The following is a 14394-nucleotide window of genomic DNA, read 5'->3' as shown; positions in this document are numbered from 1 at the left end:
TGGGCCTCCGGGGCGTACGCCGTTCCTCAGGGCCTCAGGGCCTCAGGGCCTCAGGGCCTCAAGGCCTCAAGGCCTCAAGGCCTCAGGGCCTCAGGCGAAGATCACGCAGGAGGCCGCAGGGACGTCCAGGGACCCCTCCGGAGCCGGAACCCCGGTCTCCGGGTCCACGGTGAACCAGCTGACGTTCCCGGACCGTTCGTTCGCGGCGTACAGCCGCCGGCCGGTGGGGTCGAGGGCGAGGTCGCGCGGCCAGTGTCCGCCACAGCTCACGGTCGTGACCAGGGACGCCTGCTCGCCCGTGGCGTCGAGGGTGAGCACGGAGATGCTGTCGTGCCCGCGATTGGCCACCCACAGGAACCTGCCGTCGTGCGCGACGACGACCTCGGACGGATAGCTGGCCGGGCGGGTGCCGCCGGTCGCCCCGGCGGGCAGGACGGGCGTCTCACCGACCGCCTCCAGCACCCCGGTGCCGGCGTCCCACCGGCACACCGTGACGGTGGGCTCCAGCTCGTTCAGCACATAGGCGTGACCGCCCGCGGGGTGGAACGCGAGGTGGCGCGGCCCGGTGCCGGGCCGCAGCACCGTCTCACCGTGCGGGCGCAGCTCCCCGGTGTCCGGGTCGAGCGCGCCGATCCGTACGGAGTCGGTGCCGAGGTCGACGCTGAGTACCCAGTTCCCCGACGGGTCGGGGAGGATCTGGTGGGCGTGGGGCCCTTCCTGGCGTTCCATGACCGGGCCGCTGCCCTCGTGCGCGAGTACGCAGCCGGCCTCGCCGAGCGAGCCGTCCGCGAGCACGGGCAGGACGGTGACGCTGCCGGAGCCGTAGTTGGCGGTGACCACATGGCCCCCCGCGAGTGCGAGATGGGTGGGGCCGTCGCCGTCGACCGGCCGGGTCTCCCCCAGGAGCCGCGGCACGTCGTGGCTGATGTCGAAGGCGGCTGCCGCGCCCTTCTCGGTCTCGCTCACCGCGTAGAGGACCGCGCCACCGGGGCCGGTGCCCCGGCCGAGCGCGAGATAGGAGGGATCGGGTACGGCGTCGGTCGTCCCGAGGACGGTGAGCGCCCCGGTCTCCTCGTCCACGGCGGCTACGGTGACACCGCGCCCGCCGGCCGAGGTGAACGACCCGATGAATGCCCGTCCGGCACCGTTGCTGCTGTCCACCGCACTGCCTCTCTCCGCCGACTGATCGCGACGGCGGCAGCCGCCGTGATCTTCCGCGGCGACCGTAGCAGTGCCCCCCTAAGGTCTGGACCAGGGGTGCGGGATCGCGCCGGGACGAGAGGCGCGCGGGGCGGGGCGTGCAGGGGCGCGGCCATTTCGGCGAGCGCGCGCTCCAGACCGTGCAGGTGGGCGAGGGCGGGTTCAGTCGCCGCGGGGTACGCCGGGAGGCCGGCGGTCACCGCTGCGACGGCCGGGCGCTCGGGGGCGGTGAGCGCCTCCACGGCGCTCTCGACGCGCCAGCAGGCCGCGGCGAGCCGGTCATCGTGGGAGGCTTCCGGGTCGGCCGCGACGGTGGCCAGTCCGCGCACTTCCCGCGCGCAGTCGTCGAGCAGGGCGAGTACGTGTCCGGCCCGGGCCCTGCGGGCGCGCAGCGGGCTCAGCGGGTGGACCAGCGGGGCCAGCGAGAGCCGGACGCGGCCGAGAAGCGCCTCCAGTTCCGCGACGCGCGGCGCCGGGTCGGCGGTGGCCGAGCCCGAGAGCCGGGCGGCGGCCTCCTCGGTGCAGGCGTGCACGCAGCGCAGGGCACGCTGGATCCAGGCGTCGGTCGTGGCGTGCGTGGTGACGGGCAGCACGCACAGCACCGCGAGCATCGCGCCCAGCGCGCCGACGGCCGTTTCGCTGAGCCGCAGGGCGAGCAGGTCCGGGTCGAGCACGCCGAGGGATCCGTAGAGCGCGCCGGCCATCACCGTCACGGAGAGCATCATCCAGGTGTACGACACGGCGGCGGTGTAGAAGATCCCGAACACCCCGAGGGCGACGACGAGCGCGGTGGGAACCGGCGCCCCGTGCAGCGGGACGACGACGGCGAGGCCGACGGGGATGCCGATCAGCGTGCCCAGCACCCGGCGGAAGCCGCGTACCAGCGTCTCGCCGCGCGAGGCGGTGTTCACGAACACCCACCAGGCGGCGCCGACCGCCCAGTACCAGCGCTGGTCGGAGAGGAACTGCCCGGCCATCAGCGCGACGGCTCCGCCGGCGGCCGCCTGGACCGCCTGCCGCGTGGTGACCCGGGCCAGGCCCGTGCCGCCGGCCGGAGCGGGTACGGCGGGCGGTGTCAGCCGGCGCTCGTAGCACCACAGCCCGAAGCGGACGGCCGAGGAGGAGAGCAGGGAGAGGGCGACGGCGGAGTAGAGCTCGGGCAGCTGCCCGGGCAGCGTGTGGAGGAACTGCGTGGTGAAGAAGGCCATGAAGGCGAAGACGCCGAGGGAATGGCCGCGCGGGCCCCATCGCCGGGCGTACACACCCGCGCCCATGACCGCGAGGAAGGCGGCGTCGCGCGCGACCGGATGGTCGTGGAGGAGCGCGGCGAGGGCGAGCACCGGAAAGCCGACGGCCGGCAGCAGCGCCGTGGTGACGGCCTGCCCGCGGACGCCGGGATCGGTCACCGTGAACAGGGCGAGCAGCGCGGCCAGCCCTCCGGTGATGGCCGCGACGAGCGAGTGCCCGGCCAGACCGCACACCGTCACCGCGAGCCCGATGCCGAGCACGGCCCGCCCGGCGAAGCGCAGCCGCAGCCGTCCCGGGTCCCGGGCCACGAACGCTTTCTTCAGCACTACTGCTCCCCGCCTCCGCTCACCGGTTCCGCGTACCGGCATGAAAAAGGCGCCACGGGATCCGCAGCGCCATCGACAGGTACATCAGAGCACCCGCAGCCCTGTTGGCTCAAATTGACCTCCGAACACTGGGCCAATGGCTCAATCGATCACTGACGCGAGGCACCGGCAGTCGGCCAACGGACCACCGAGCACCCGCCGAGCGGGACTTCCCTCGCCACGGAGAGCGGAGACGACCGTCCGGCACCACCCGCTCCGGACGGTATGGACACGTCGGGTTGACATCACTACGCTCACCCTTGGTCTAGACCGCAGCACTCTCCGGACATCACCCCACATCTCCAGGAGCGACGTATGCGCAGAAAGATCACTTCCTTACTGGCCGGGCTCGGCCTGGCCGGCGTGGCACTGTTCGCCACCTCCAGCAGCGCGCAGGGCCACGGATACACCGACTCCCCCGTCAGCCGCCAGCAGCTCTGCGGCATCGGCACCGTCAAGCACTGCGGCCAGATCCAGTGGGAGCCGCCGAGCGTGGAAGGGCCCAAGGGGTTCCCCACCCGGGGCCCGGCCGACGGCCACATCTGCTCGGGCGGCATCGGCCGCTTCTCCGAGCTCGACGACCCCCGGGGCGGCGCCTGGCCCGCCACCCAGGTCACCGCCGGACAGAACTACACCTTCCGCTGGCGGATCGAGGCCCGGCACGCGACGACCGACTTCCGCTACTACATCACCAAGGACGGCTACGACCCGTCCCGGCCGCTCACCCGGGCCGACCTCGAGCCGCAGCCGTTCCTCACCGTCCCCTTCGGCGGCCGGCAGCCGGGCTCGACCGTGTCCCACTCGGGTGTGCTGCCGCAGAAGTCCGGCAAGCACCTCATCCTCGGTGTCTGGACGATCTCCGACACGGGCAACGCGTTCTACGCCTGCTCCGACGTGCGGTTCTGACGCGCCGGCTCCGTTCCGGGTCCTTCCGCTCGCGTACGGGAAGGGCCCGGGACGGAGCCGGGCCCGGCAGTGCGCCATTGGTACAGTCGCTGCCCCGACCGATGTACCAGGGAAAGGCCGGCGGACCATGGCGGTGGACGCGCTCGACACCCGGATCCTGCGACTGCTCATCGAGCAGCCGCAGACGAGCGTGCGCGAGTACGCACGGATCCTCTCCATCGCCCGGGGCACCCTGCAGGCGCGGATCGACCGCCTCGAACGGGACGGCGTGATCACCGGCAGCGGCCCGTTCCTCTCCCCCGCCGCCCTCGGCCACCCCGTGCTGGCCTTCGTGCACCTGGAGGTGACCCAGGGGCATCTCGACGACGTGGGCGAGGCGCTCGCCGCCGTGCCCGAGATCATCGAGGCCTTCTCCACCACGGGCGGCGGCGATCTGCTGACCCGGGTGGTGGCACGGGACAACGGGCATCTGGAGGACGTGATCCAGCGACTCATCCAGCTCCCCGGCGTCGTCAGGACCCGGACCGAGGTGGCGCTGCGCGAACGGGTACCGCACCGGCTGCTGCCCCTGGTGGAGTCGGTGGGCCGGGTGGCTTCCTCCGGCCGGGGATGACGGTCCCGGCGCATTCCCCAGGGCCTGTGCCACCGCCGACCCGATGAGGCGGGGCGAGCCGGATCCGGATGCGGCGGGGCGGCTCTTCCCCGGCGGGCAGGGCGAGTTCAGCATCCGGACCCACCTGCGCGTGGCTGTCCCGCCCTACGGCTCCGGCGAAGCACGGAACCCGCCCGGCCTTCCGGAAACGGCGGAGGGCCGCCTTCCGGCCAGGTCTGTCGGCCCGTCACCGCCGGTGCGGCCGAAGCGGGGTGACGGCCGGTCGCCCCGGGCCCGCGCGCCGGATATCCTGATCTTGCCGCGTGCCCCACCTCGTTCCCCGTTGCGGGCGAGGTCGCCGCCGCGGCAGCCGAAGCGGTCCTCGGCCCGAGCTGTTCGAGTTACGCGAGCTATTCGAGATAGGTGTGCACAGGTGCTGGTTGCTGGTCGGTACCGATTGATATCCGCCATCGGCCGTGGCGGGATGGGTGAGGTCTGGCGGGCCACGGACGAGGTCCTCGGCAGGGCCGTCGCCGTGAAGCTGCTGCTCGGCGAGCACGCCGACGAGTCGGCGACCGCGCGGTTCCGGCTGGAGGCCCAGACCGCGGCCCGGCTGAGCCACCCGCATCTGGTGGCCGTGTTCGACTTCGGGTCCTGGGAGGACCGGCTCTTCCTGGTGATGGAAATCGTCGAGGGCAGGAGCCTGTCCGACCTGCTCCTGGCGCAGGAGCGGCTGGGACCGGAACAGGTCGCCCGGATCGCCGGCCAGGCAGCCGCCGGACTCGCGGCCGCCCACCGGCAGGGCATCGTCCACCGCGACATCAAGCCGGGAAACCTGATGCTGGACGCCGAAGGCGCCGTCAAGATCGGTGACTTCGGAATCGCCCAGTTCGTCGACGACCCCTCGGCCGCCCTCACCACGACGGGGCACATCGTGGGCACGAGTCTCTACCTCGCTCCGGAACGGGCCCTCGGCCGCACCGCCGGTGCCGCCTCGGACATGTACTCCCTCGGCTGCGTCATCTACCAACTGCTGCTCGGGCAGCCGCCGTTCCGCTCCGACACGCCGACCGCGACCCTGTACCAGCACGTGGACACGCCTCCCGTGCCGCTGCGGCAGCGGGGCGTCGACATGTCCGCCGCCTTCGACTCGTACCTGCTGGGCCTCCTCGCGAAGCAGCCGGAGGACCGGCCCACCGCACAGCAGGTCGCCGACTGGTTCCACAGCGAGGCCTGGCGGGGGCAGGCGGAGCCGCTGCCGCAGCACCGGCCCGCTCCCCCGCGAGCTCCGGCCGCGGCCTACGCGCCCACGCCCGCGCCGCTCTCGCCCGCCGCCCGGCACTCCGGCGCGGACTCCGGCGCGCCGACGACGTACCGGCTGCCCCAGGCGCAGGGCCGGGGGCGGCGGGCGGCGAGCCGGCCCCGCAACACCCGGCGGCGCAGCACCGGCGAGGCGATCAGACGCAGACCGAGAGTGGCCAGCGCCATCGCGGGCGCGGTCGCCTTCCTCGCCGCCGTCTACCTGGGGATGAGCCTGTTCTCGCCCGAATCCAGCTCGGCCACCACTCCGGACGGCGACACCTCGACGAGCGCGCCGCCGTCCCCCGGCCGGTAGCCGGGGTCCGCTACCAGCGGTCGTGGACCGCCGCGCGGATCCTGCGGTCGTAGAGGTCGCGGACCGCGTCGAGCGTGGTCTGCGGCAGCGGGTCCAGTGCCGCCGCGGCCGCGTTGGCCCGGGCCTGCTCCACCGAACGGGCACCCGGGATGACGCTGGTGACGCCGGGCTGCTGGATGATCCAGCGCAGCGCCGTCTGCGCGGGGGTCGCGCCGGCCGGAGCCAGTCCGGCGAACTCCGCCGCCGCGGCCACCCCTGTGCCGTAGTCGACGCCGGAGAAGGTCTCGCCCTGGTCGAACGCCTCCCCGTGCCGGTTGTACGTGCGGTGGTCCTCGGGTGCGAAGACGGTGTCCGCGGTGTACTTCCCCGAGAGCAGGCCGGAGGCGAGCGGCACGCGTGCGACGATGCCGACCCCGGCCGCGCGCGCGGCCGGCAGGACCTCGTCCAACGGCTTGAGGCGGAAGGGGTTGAGGATGATCTGCACGCTCGCGACGCCGGGGCGGGCGATGGCCGTCAGGGCCTCGGCGCACGTTTCGACACTCACCCCGTAGGCGGCGATCCGCTGCTCGGCGACCAGTGTGTCGAGGGCGTCGTAGACCTCGTCCGAGGAGTAGACGGCCGTCGGCGGGCAGTGCAGCTGCACGAGATCGAGGGTGTCGACCCCGAGGTTGGCGCGCGAGCGGTCGTTCCACGTACGGAAGTTGTCCAGGACGTAGTTCTCCGGCACCTGGTCGACGCGCCGGCCCATCTTCGTCGCCACCAGGACGCCCGCGTCGGGGCGCTCCTTCAGGTAGCGGCCGATGAGCTGCTCGCTGCGTCCGTCCCCGTACACGTCCGCGGTGTCGAAGAAGGTGACGCCCGCTCCGACGGCGGCGTCGAGCACGTCGAAGGCATCGGCCTCGCGCACCTCACCCCAGTCCCCGCCGAGCTGCCATGTGCCCTGCCCGACGACCGACACGTTCCGTCCGGTCCTGCCCAGTTCTCGCTGCTCCATGAGGATCATGCTACGTCCGCCGGGCGGTCGGCCGGAGGAGGCCGCAGCCGGCCGGGGCGGGACGCCTCGTCCCCCGCCCCGGCCGGCTGTCAGCCGTCGGCCCGGCCCAGCGCGGTGAGCCGCCGCGTCTCGTCCTCGGTGAGCAGCAGGGCGCCCGCCGCCACGTTGGCCTCCAGGTGGGCGGGGTCGCCCGTGCCCGGGATGGCGAGGACGTGCGGGCCCCGCCCGAGCGTCCAGGCGAGCCGGACCTGGGCCGGAGAGGCGTCGTGGGCCCGGGCGATGTCGAGCAGCGCCTCGTGCTCCGCGGTGTGGTCCGCGCCGGCTTCGCGGCCCCCGGCGGCGATCGCGTAGAACGGCACGAAGGCGATGCCGAGTTCACCGCAGGTGCGCAGGATGTCCTCGGAGTCGGCACGCCGTTCGCCGACGCCGTACCTGTTCTGTACGCAGACGATGGGCGCGATGGCCCGGGCCTCGGCGATCTGGTCGGGCCAGACGTTGGAGAGGCCCAGATGGCGGATGAGCCCCTCCTTCCGCAGCTCGGCCAGCGCGCCGACGTGCTCGCCGATCGGGGCGGGCCCGTTCACCCGCAGGTTCACGACGTCGAGGTGGTCACGGCCGAGCTGGCGGATGTTCTCCTCGACCTGTCCGCGCAGTTGCTCGGGCCTGGCCCACGCGGGCCAGTCGCCGCCCGGCCCGCGGCTGGGGCCGACCTTGGTGGTGATGACCAGGTCGTCCGCGTACGGGGCCAGTGCCCGGTTGATCAGTTCGTTGGCCGAACGCAGGGGTGAGAAGTAGAAGGCGGCGGTGTCGATGTGGTTCACGCCGAGCTCAACGGCCCTGCGCAGCACGGCGATCGCGCGGTCCCGGTCGTGCGGGCCGCGGTCGTCGCCGAACGCGGCGCCGTTCTGGGTCAGGCGCATGGCGCCGAAACCGATCCGGTTGACGGTGAGGTCGCCGAGCTGCCAGGTGCCGGCAGCCGCCGCGTCGGGGGTTTCCGAGGTCACGAGTGAAGCCTTCCGTGAAGCGGTGCGGGGAGATCGGCAACATGACGGTACGCCAGAAGCCTTGTAATTGACGCGAATAAATGGTACGTTGGCGCCAACGCGTCTGTCTCTACTGTCATTTGGTGTGAATGCAGGATAGATCCACTCCACCGCTCTGTCCAGCCGCGTCCCGGCCCCCAGGCCTCAACAGGCCTTTCGGGCCCCTCCCGCCGCACCTTCCTGTGCACCGGCTGTGCGATCGCACCATGCCGACTTGACCAGACTTGCCAAGTCCCTTGCGCCCGGCCGTAGTTCGTTGACGGGTCTATGTCCACGTGTGAGTGTTCGGTCGCCCGATCACGGACACCACCTGGGCGGACGACCGGCACCGGCACCACGGGCGGGTCCGTCCGCCCACGCCGCTGCCCGTGACCGAGGTCCCCACGAAACGAGGAGCCTCGATGAAACGCAGACCGATGACGGCCGGGACAACCCTGGCCGTCCTCGCCGGAATGCTGGTCGCCACCAGTGGCCAGTCGGCTTCCGCAGAACCGTCCCCGCCGGCCCCGACCGCACTCTCGGCCGCCGTGTCGGCCGCCGACCGGGCCGCGGCCGGCGGCCTCGACGCCCTGGCCAAGGGGCCCGAGGAGCGTTACGAGCGACAGATGGTGACCCCCTGGGTCAACGGGCTCTACTCGATCGCGTACGAACGCACCTACCGCGGCCTGCCGGTCGTCGGCGGTGACGCCGTCGTGGTGGCCGACTCCGAGGGACACATCCGCGGATCCCAGTCGGCGGTCTCCCGGCGCATCAACGTGCCGGTCACCGCGACCGTCTCCGCCAAGGCCGCCGAGGCCACCTCGCGCAAGGAGCTCCGCACGGTGGAGCGGATCGACAGCCATCGGCTGGTCGTCCGGGCCACCGGCACGAAGTCCCGGCTCGCATGGGAGACCGTACTCACCGGCCGGACCTCGAAGTCACCGAGCCGGCTGCACGTCTTCGTGGACGCGGGCACCGGCAAGGTGCTCGGCAGCTACGACGACGTCAAGGCCGGCACGGGCAACAGCCAGTGGAACGGGCCGTCTCCGCTGTCCATCAACACCACCTCTTCGGGGGGAAGTTACTCGCTGCGCGATCCTGCCCGGCCCGGGCTCAGCTGCGCCGACTACAGCACCGGGAGCGTCTTCACGAAGTCGGGCGACTCATGGGGCACCGGCAACGCCTCCAGCAAGGAGACCGGTTGCGTCGACGTCATGTGGGCTGCCCAGCACGAATGGGACATGCTGCGTGACTGGCTGGGGCGCAACGGCCACGACGGGAACGGCCGCAGCTGGCCGGTCAAGGTCGGACTGAACGACGTGAACGCCTACTGGGACGGCTCCACCGTCTCCATCGGCCACAACAACGCCAACCAGTGGATCGGCGCCATGGACGTCGTCGGCCATGAGTTCGGCCACGGCATCGACCAGTACACGCCCGGCGGCGCCAACAACGAATCCGGTCTCGGTGAGGCCACCGGCGACATCATGGGCGCGCTGACCGAGGCGTACACCAATGAGCCCGCCCCGTACGACGACCCGGACTACACCGTCGGCGAGAAGATCAACCTGGTCGGCGACGGACCGATCCGGATCATGTACAACCCGGGGCAGATCGGCGACCCGAACTGCTACAGCTCCTCCATACCCAGCACCGAGGAGCACGCGGCGGCCGGCCCCCTCAACCACTGGTTCTACCTGCTGGCCGAGGGGTCGAACCCCGGTGGCGGCAAGCCGTCCAGCCCCACCTGCAACAGCTCCTCGGTGACCGGCGTGGGCATCCAGAGCGCGGGCAAGGTCTTCTACGGCGGGATGCTGCTGAAGACCAGCGGGATGACGTACAAGCGTTACCGCACCGCCACGCTGACCTCGGCCAAGAACCTCGACGCCACCTGTGTGCTGTTCAACCGGACGAAGGCCGCCTGGGACGCGGTGAGCGTCCCCGCCCAGAGCGGCGACCCGGCCTGCGTCCCGAGCGGCAACAACGACTTCTCCCTCGCGCTCGACCCGGCCTCCGGCTCGGTGAAGCAGGGCAGCTCGGTGACGTCCACGGTCAGGACCACCATCTCGTCCGGCAGCGCGCAGACGGTGAACCTGTCGGCGACCGGACAGCCGAGCGGGGTGACGGTCTCCTTCAGCCCGTCCTCGGTGCAGTCCGGCGCGACCTCGGCCATGACCGTGTCGACCACGTCGGCCGCCGCGCCCGGTACGTACACCCTCACCGTCAAGGGTGCGGGCACCCAGGACCACACCGCGCAGTACACCCTGACCATCGGTGACGGCGGGAATCCGGGTGGCACGGCCCCCGACATCAGCGTCGCCAACGTGCAGACGCATCTGGCCCAGCTGGGCACCATCGCCTCGCAGAACGGCGGCAACCGGCGGGCCGGCAGCGGCGGATACACCGCCTCGCTCGCCTACGTGAAGGGCAAGCTGCAGGCGGCCGGTTACACCGTCAGCGAGCAGACCTGCACCACCTGCACCTACCGGGGCAACAACCTGATCGCGGACTGGCCGGGCGGTGCGGCCGACCGGACCGTGATGTTCGGCGCCCACCTGGACGGCGTGTCCGCCGGTCCCGGGATCAACGACAACGGTTCCGGTTCCGCCACACTGCTGGAGAACGCGCTCGCCCTGGCCCAGCAGAACCCGACGATGACCAAGCACGTGCGCTTCGCCTGGTGGAACGGCGAGGAGCAGGGCCTGGAGGGCTCGGAGTACTACGTCGGCCAGCTCTCCGCCGCCCAGCGGTCGGCCATCTCCGCGTACTACAACTTCGACATGGTCGCCTCCACCAACGGCGGCTACTTCATCAACAACCTCAACTCCACGGCCTCGGCCCCGATGAAGGAGTACTGGACGTCGCTCGGCCTCGCACCGGAGGAGAACGTCGAGGGCCAGGGCCGTTCCGACGACTACTCGTTCCAGCAGGGCGGCATCGCCACCTCGGGGTACGCGACCGGGGCGAGTGACACCAAGTCCTCCGCGCAGGCCGCGAAGTGGGGCGGCACCGCGGGTCGTTCGTACGACCCGTGCTACCACCAGTCGTGCGACACCACGGCCAACATCAACGCCACCGCGCTCGACCGCAGCGCGGACGGGGTCGCCTACACCGTGTGGAAGACGGCGGTCGGCACCACCGCGCCCGCCGACGACTTCTCCGTCTCGGTGAACCCGGTCACCGGAAGTGTCCAGCCGGGCGCCTCCGTCACGGCGACCGTGTCCACGGCCACCACCGGCGGTTCCGCCCAGACCGTGCGGCTCACGGCCACGGGTGCGCCGAGCGGGGTCAGCGTCTCCTTCGCCCCGTCCTCGGTACAGTCGGGCTCCTCGTCCACGATGACCGTCACCGCCGGGGCACAGGTCACCGCGGGTACGTACACCCTCACCGTGACCGGGACGGGCACGGCCACCCACACCACCACGTACTCGCTGGTCGTCGGGGGCGGCGGTACCTGCCAGGCACGGCAGGTCGTCGCCAACGGAGGCTTCGAGAACGGCACCACGCCGTGGACCCAGACGAGCGGGGTCATCAACAACCGGACCTCCGAGAAGCCCGCGCACAGCGGTGCGTATCAGGCCTGGTTCGGTGGCTGGGGCAGCACCCACAGCGACACGGCCACGCAGTCACTGACCGTTCCGGCGGGGTGCTCGACCTACCGGCTGTCGTTCTATCTGAGCACCGACACCGACGAGTCGGCGGGTGACGCGAGCGCCTACGACACGTTCACCGTGAAGCTGGGCTCCCGGACGCTGGCGACGTACTCGAATCTCGACGCGGGCAGCGGCTATGTCCAGCAGTCCTTCGATGTCGGCTCCGCCGCGGGGCAGACGGTGACGCTGGGGTTCACCAGTAAGGAGGACGCCTACCTGCAGACCAGCTTCGTCGTGGACGACGTGGCCCTGAATGTGAGCTGATCCACCGCAGGGGGAAGGGAGGCGGGGCGTGATCCACACGCCCCGCCTTCCGCGTGTCAGCGCACCACCGCCGCCAGTCTGCTGACGAAGTCGTCGGAGTCCGGGGTGCCACCGGCCCGGGAGAGCAGTCTGGTGTGGAGTCCGCGCAGTTCCTGTCCGAGCAGCGTCGCCGGAATCACCTCGGTGGTGTCGAGGACCGGTCCTGCCACGGCCTGTGCCGCCTCCGGGTCACCGGCGCAGGCGTGGGCGTCGGCCATCCGGGCCAGGAACAGCATCCGCGCCGAGTGCATGCCCGGCGGCAGCAGACCGACCGCGGTGCGGGCCGCCCCGACGGCGCGGAGCGCGAACCGGCGCTCGCCGGTGGCCGCGGCGAGATCGCGCAGCGCGCCGGCCGCGCCCGACTCCACCCGCAGGCGCACGGAGGCGACGGAGAGCCAGGGCGCCTCCGTCTCGTCGCTCTCGCCGGCCCGGTCCATCTGCGACCAGGCCCGGTCGATGTGTCTCAGGGTCCGGGCGGCGTCGCCGCGGACCGCGTGACCGCGCGCCTGGTACAGATCGCTCATGGCTCCGGCCCAGTGCCGGCCCTCGGCGGCCTGGCCTATCGCTCCGCCGTAGGCCAGCGCCGACGGGCCGTCGCCCTCCAGCCGGGCCAGGGTGCTCATATCGCTGAGGGCGGCGACCTGCGTCCCGACATGACCGGCCATGGCGGCCCACAGCAGCGAGCGGTCGAGCCAGGCCATCGCCGTCCCGTTGCGCCCCCACAGCAGCCGCAGACACCCGGCCGACTGGGCGTACTCGGCGGCCAGAGGCGCCAGTTGGGTCTGGTACGAAGCCGTGGGGAGCGCCATCCAGCGGAGCATGGCGTGCAGCGTGCGCTCGACGACGGCGGTCGCTCCGGGCCAGGCCCGTTCCTCGTCCGCGCGCAGACAGACCGCGAGCAGGGCGGTCAGTGCGTGCACCGTGTCGTGATCCAGGGCCGGGCGTGGCTGTGTGTCGGGGCCCAGCGCGCAGAAGGCCGCGTGCAGGGCGATGACATCCGTGAGTACGGGGACCGAGCAGCCGTCCCGCCCGTGGACCGGGCAGACGAGTCCGTAGGCGGGCAGGCTCGCGGGCAGGACGGTCCCCGGCGGAAGCATCGCGGGGAGGGCGCCGCCCGCGGGCTCCCCGGGCAACGGACCGCTCCGCACGGGGGCGGGCGCGCCCGGCGTGTCCTGTGCCCGTTCCTGCCCCTCGGCCGCCTCGCAGGCGGCCAGCAACTCGCCTGCGGCTCCGAGCAGTTCGTCGAGACGGCGGGCGAGAGGCAGCGGCGTCCTGCGGCTGCCGTGCTCCAGCTTGCTGATGGCGGTGTGGTCGTAGCCGACCCGGGCGCCCACCTGCGCCTGGGTGAGCCCGGCGCGTCTGCGCCACCGGCGCAACCGGGCGCCGAACGAGCGCCATACCTCCGCGGTACGGGCGTCCGCCGGAGCAGGGCCCATCGTCCCGCTCACCCCGACCCCCGTCGCGCCTGGTCAACGGCGCGACCCGTGCCACGCTCACGGCTCATGCCCCGGAGGATAGCGAGCGGCCGGGCCGGCTGTCCCCGGGCGTCGGCAAGTTGTCCGGTAACACCCTGGCGCGCCGGCCGGGCTGCCCGTGGCCCAGTGTCAGCACCTGAATCAACGAACCGTCACGTTCCCTGCGCCGGCGGCCTCAAGCCATAGGCAATGAGGTCAATCGTGAGGTTCCAGTCATCAGTTCTTGTTCTCAACAGCCTGCTTTCAAGCGGGTGTTGCACACCTATTGACGCGTGGGGACGCAAGGGAGAAGTATCCCCATCGGCCGGAGAGAGCGCTCTCCGGCTTCGTGTCGTGCACCCGTACCGCGACTCAGGAGACAATCCCCCATGTACGCACCCCCCTTGTTCCGCAGACCCGCGCCATCGACCGCGAGAAGACGAACCGGCGTGCTGGCCGCCGTCGCCGGCCTCGTCGTCTCGCTGCTGGCCTTCGTGCCGTCCACCTCCGCGAGTGCGGCCCCCTCGCTGCTCTCGCAGGGCAGGACGGTGACCACGTCCAGTCAGGAGAACGGCGGCACCCCCGCCACCTCCGCCGTGGACGGCGACAACGGCACCCGCTGGTCGAGCGCGTTCTCCGATCCCCAATGGATCAAGGTCGACCTGGGCTCCAACGCCTCGGTCAGCCAGATCGCACTGAGGTGGGAGGCCGCCTACGCCAAGAGCTACCGGATCGAGTTCTCCACGGACGACAGCACCTGGAGCACCGCCTACTCGACCACCACGGGCCCCGGCGGCAACGAGACGCTGAACGTCTCCGGGACCGCCCGCTACGTCCGGCTCACCGGCACCGCCCGTGCCACGCAGTACGGTTACTCGCTCTGGGAGTTCCAGGTCTTCGGGACCACCGGTGGCGGGGGCGGCCCGCAGATCCCCGGCGGCGGTGACCTCGGGCCGAACGTGATGGTGTTCGACCCGTCGACGCCCGACATCCAGGCCAAGGTCGACGCGGTGTTCAAGCAGCAGGAGTCGGCCCAGTTCGG

The 14394-nt window shown here is 72.0% G+C and carries 10 protein-coding genes; 5 read left to right on the top strand and 5 right to left on the bottom strand.

Translation table 11 applies throughout. The features are described from left to right. Positions 1-90: 90 nt before the first annotated feature. Positions 91-1161 (bottom strand): lactonase family protein, encoded by a 1071-nt coding sequence (locus ACFYPA_RS35275; protein ID WP_389136677.1) that lies wholly within the window; start codon positions 1159-1161, stop codon positions 91-93. Then, a complete protein-coding gene (locus tag ACFYPA_RS35270; protein ID WP_389136674.1) occupies positions 1086-2774 on the bottom strand; it encodes an FUSC family protein in 1689 nt (562 codons plus the stop codon). Before ACFYPA_RS35270 ends, ACFYPA_RS35275 begins: the two co-directional genes overlap by 76 nt. A gap of 354 nt (positions 2775-3128) precedes the next feature. Here ACFYPA_RS35270 and ACFYPA_RS35265 point away from each other — a divergent pair, with 354 nt between their 5' ends. The 3 genes from ACFYPA_RS35265 (at position 3129) to ACFYPA_RS35255 (ending at position 5926) form a co-directional block, all read left to right on the top strand. After that, positions 3129-3719, top strand: coding sequence for a lytic polysaccharide monooxygenase (locus ACFYPA_RS35265; protein ID WP_389136672.1), 591 nt, complete (start codon positions 3129-3131; stop codon positions 3717-3719). 127 nt (positions 3720-3846) lie between these two features. Further along, positions 3847-4332, top strand: a complete 486-nt coding sequence (locus ACFYPA_RS35260) for an Lrp/AsnC family transcriptional regulator (RefSeq protein WP_359086298.1) — start codon at positions 3847-3849, stop codon at positions 4330-4332. A 295-nt stretch (positions 4333-4627) separates the two neighbouring features. Continuing rightward, positions 4628-5926 (top strand): serine/threonine-protein kinase, encoded by a 1299-nt coding sequence (locus ACFYPA_RS35255; RefSeq protein WP_389136723.1) that lies wholly within the window; start codon positions 4628-4630, stop codon positions 5924-5926. Between the two features lie 10 nt (positions 5927-5936). Here ACFYPA_RS35255 and ACFYPA_RS35250 read toward each other — a convergent pair whose 3' ends face one another. Further along, positions 5937-6929, bottom strand: a complete 993-nt coding sequence (locus ACFYPA_RS35250; RefSeq protein ID WP_359086302.1) for an aldo/keto reductase — start codon at positions 6927-6929, stop codon at positions 5937-5939. A gap of 80 nt (positions 6930-7009) precedes the next feature. Beyond that, entirely contained in the window at positions 7010-7924 is a 915-nt protein-coding gene (locus ACFYPA_RS35245) for an aldo/keto reductase (protein ID WP_359354924.1), read from the bottom strand. A gap of 455 nt (positions 7925-8379) precedes the next feature. Between ACFYPA_RS35245 and ACFYPA_RS35240 the strand changes: the two genes are divergently transcribed. Further along, positions 8380-11859 (top strand): M28 family peptidase, encoded by a 3480-nt coding sequence (locus ACFYPA_RS35240; RefSeq protein WP_389136721.1) that lies wholly within the window; start codon positions 8380-8382, stop codon positions 11857-11859. A 56-nt stretch (positions 11860-11915) separates the two neighbouring features. On the opposite strand, the gene ACFYPA_RS35235 is transcribed toward ACFYPA_RS35240, so the two are convergent. Next, complete coding sequence (locus ACFYPA_RS35235) at positions 11916-13334, bottom strand: helix-turn-helix domain-containing protein (protein ID WP_389136669.1); 1419 nt, start codon at positions 13332-13334, stop codon at positions 11916-11918. Between the two features lie 407 nt (positions 13335-13741). Between ACFYPA_RS35235 and ACFYPA_RS35230 the strand changes: the two genes are divergently transcribed. Next, a partial coding sequence (locus ACFYPA_RS35230; RefSeq protein WP_389136667.1) for a discoidin domain-containing protein occupies positions 13742-14394 on the top strand: 653 nt, incomplete at its 3' end.

It is taken from the genome of Streptomyces sp. NPDC005775 (genome assembly GCF_042871565.1).
Classification (GTDB): Bacteria; Actinomycetota; Actinomycetes; order Streptomycetales; family Streptomycetaceae; genus Streptomyces.
This window is presented reverse-complemented; position numbering and strand designations above follow the sequence as displayed.

Coding starts and splice junctions, on each gene's coding strand:
- ACFYPA_RS35235 (WP_389136669.1), bottom strand. CDS start 13,334: ATGGGCCCTGCTCCGGCGGACGCCCGTACCGCGGAGGTATGGCGCTCG.
- ACFYPA_RS35250 (WP_359086302.1), bottom strand. CDS start 6,929: ATGATCCTCATGGAGCAGCGAGAACTGGGCAGGACCGGACGGAACGTG.
- ACFYPA_RS35260 (WP_359086298.1), top strand. CDS start 3,847: ATGGCGGTGGACGCGCTCGACACCCGGATCCTGCGACTGCTCATCGAG.
- ACFYPA_RS35265 (WP_389136672.1), top strand. CDS start 3,129: ATGCGCAGAAAGATCACTTCCTTACTGGCCGGGCTCGGCCTGGCCGGC.
- ACFYPA_RS35240 (WP_389136721.1), top strand. CDS start 8,380: ATGACGGCCGGGACAACCCTGGCCGTCCTCGCCGGAATGCTGGTCGCC.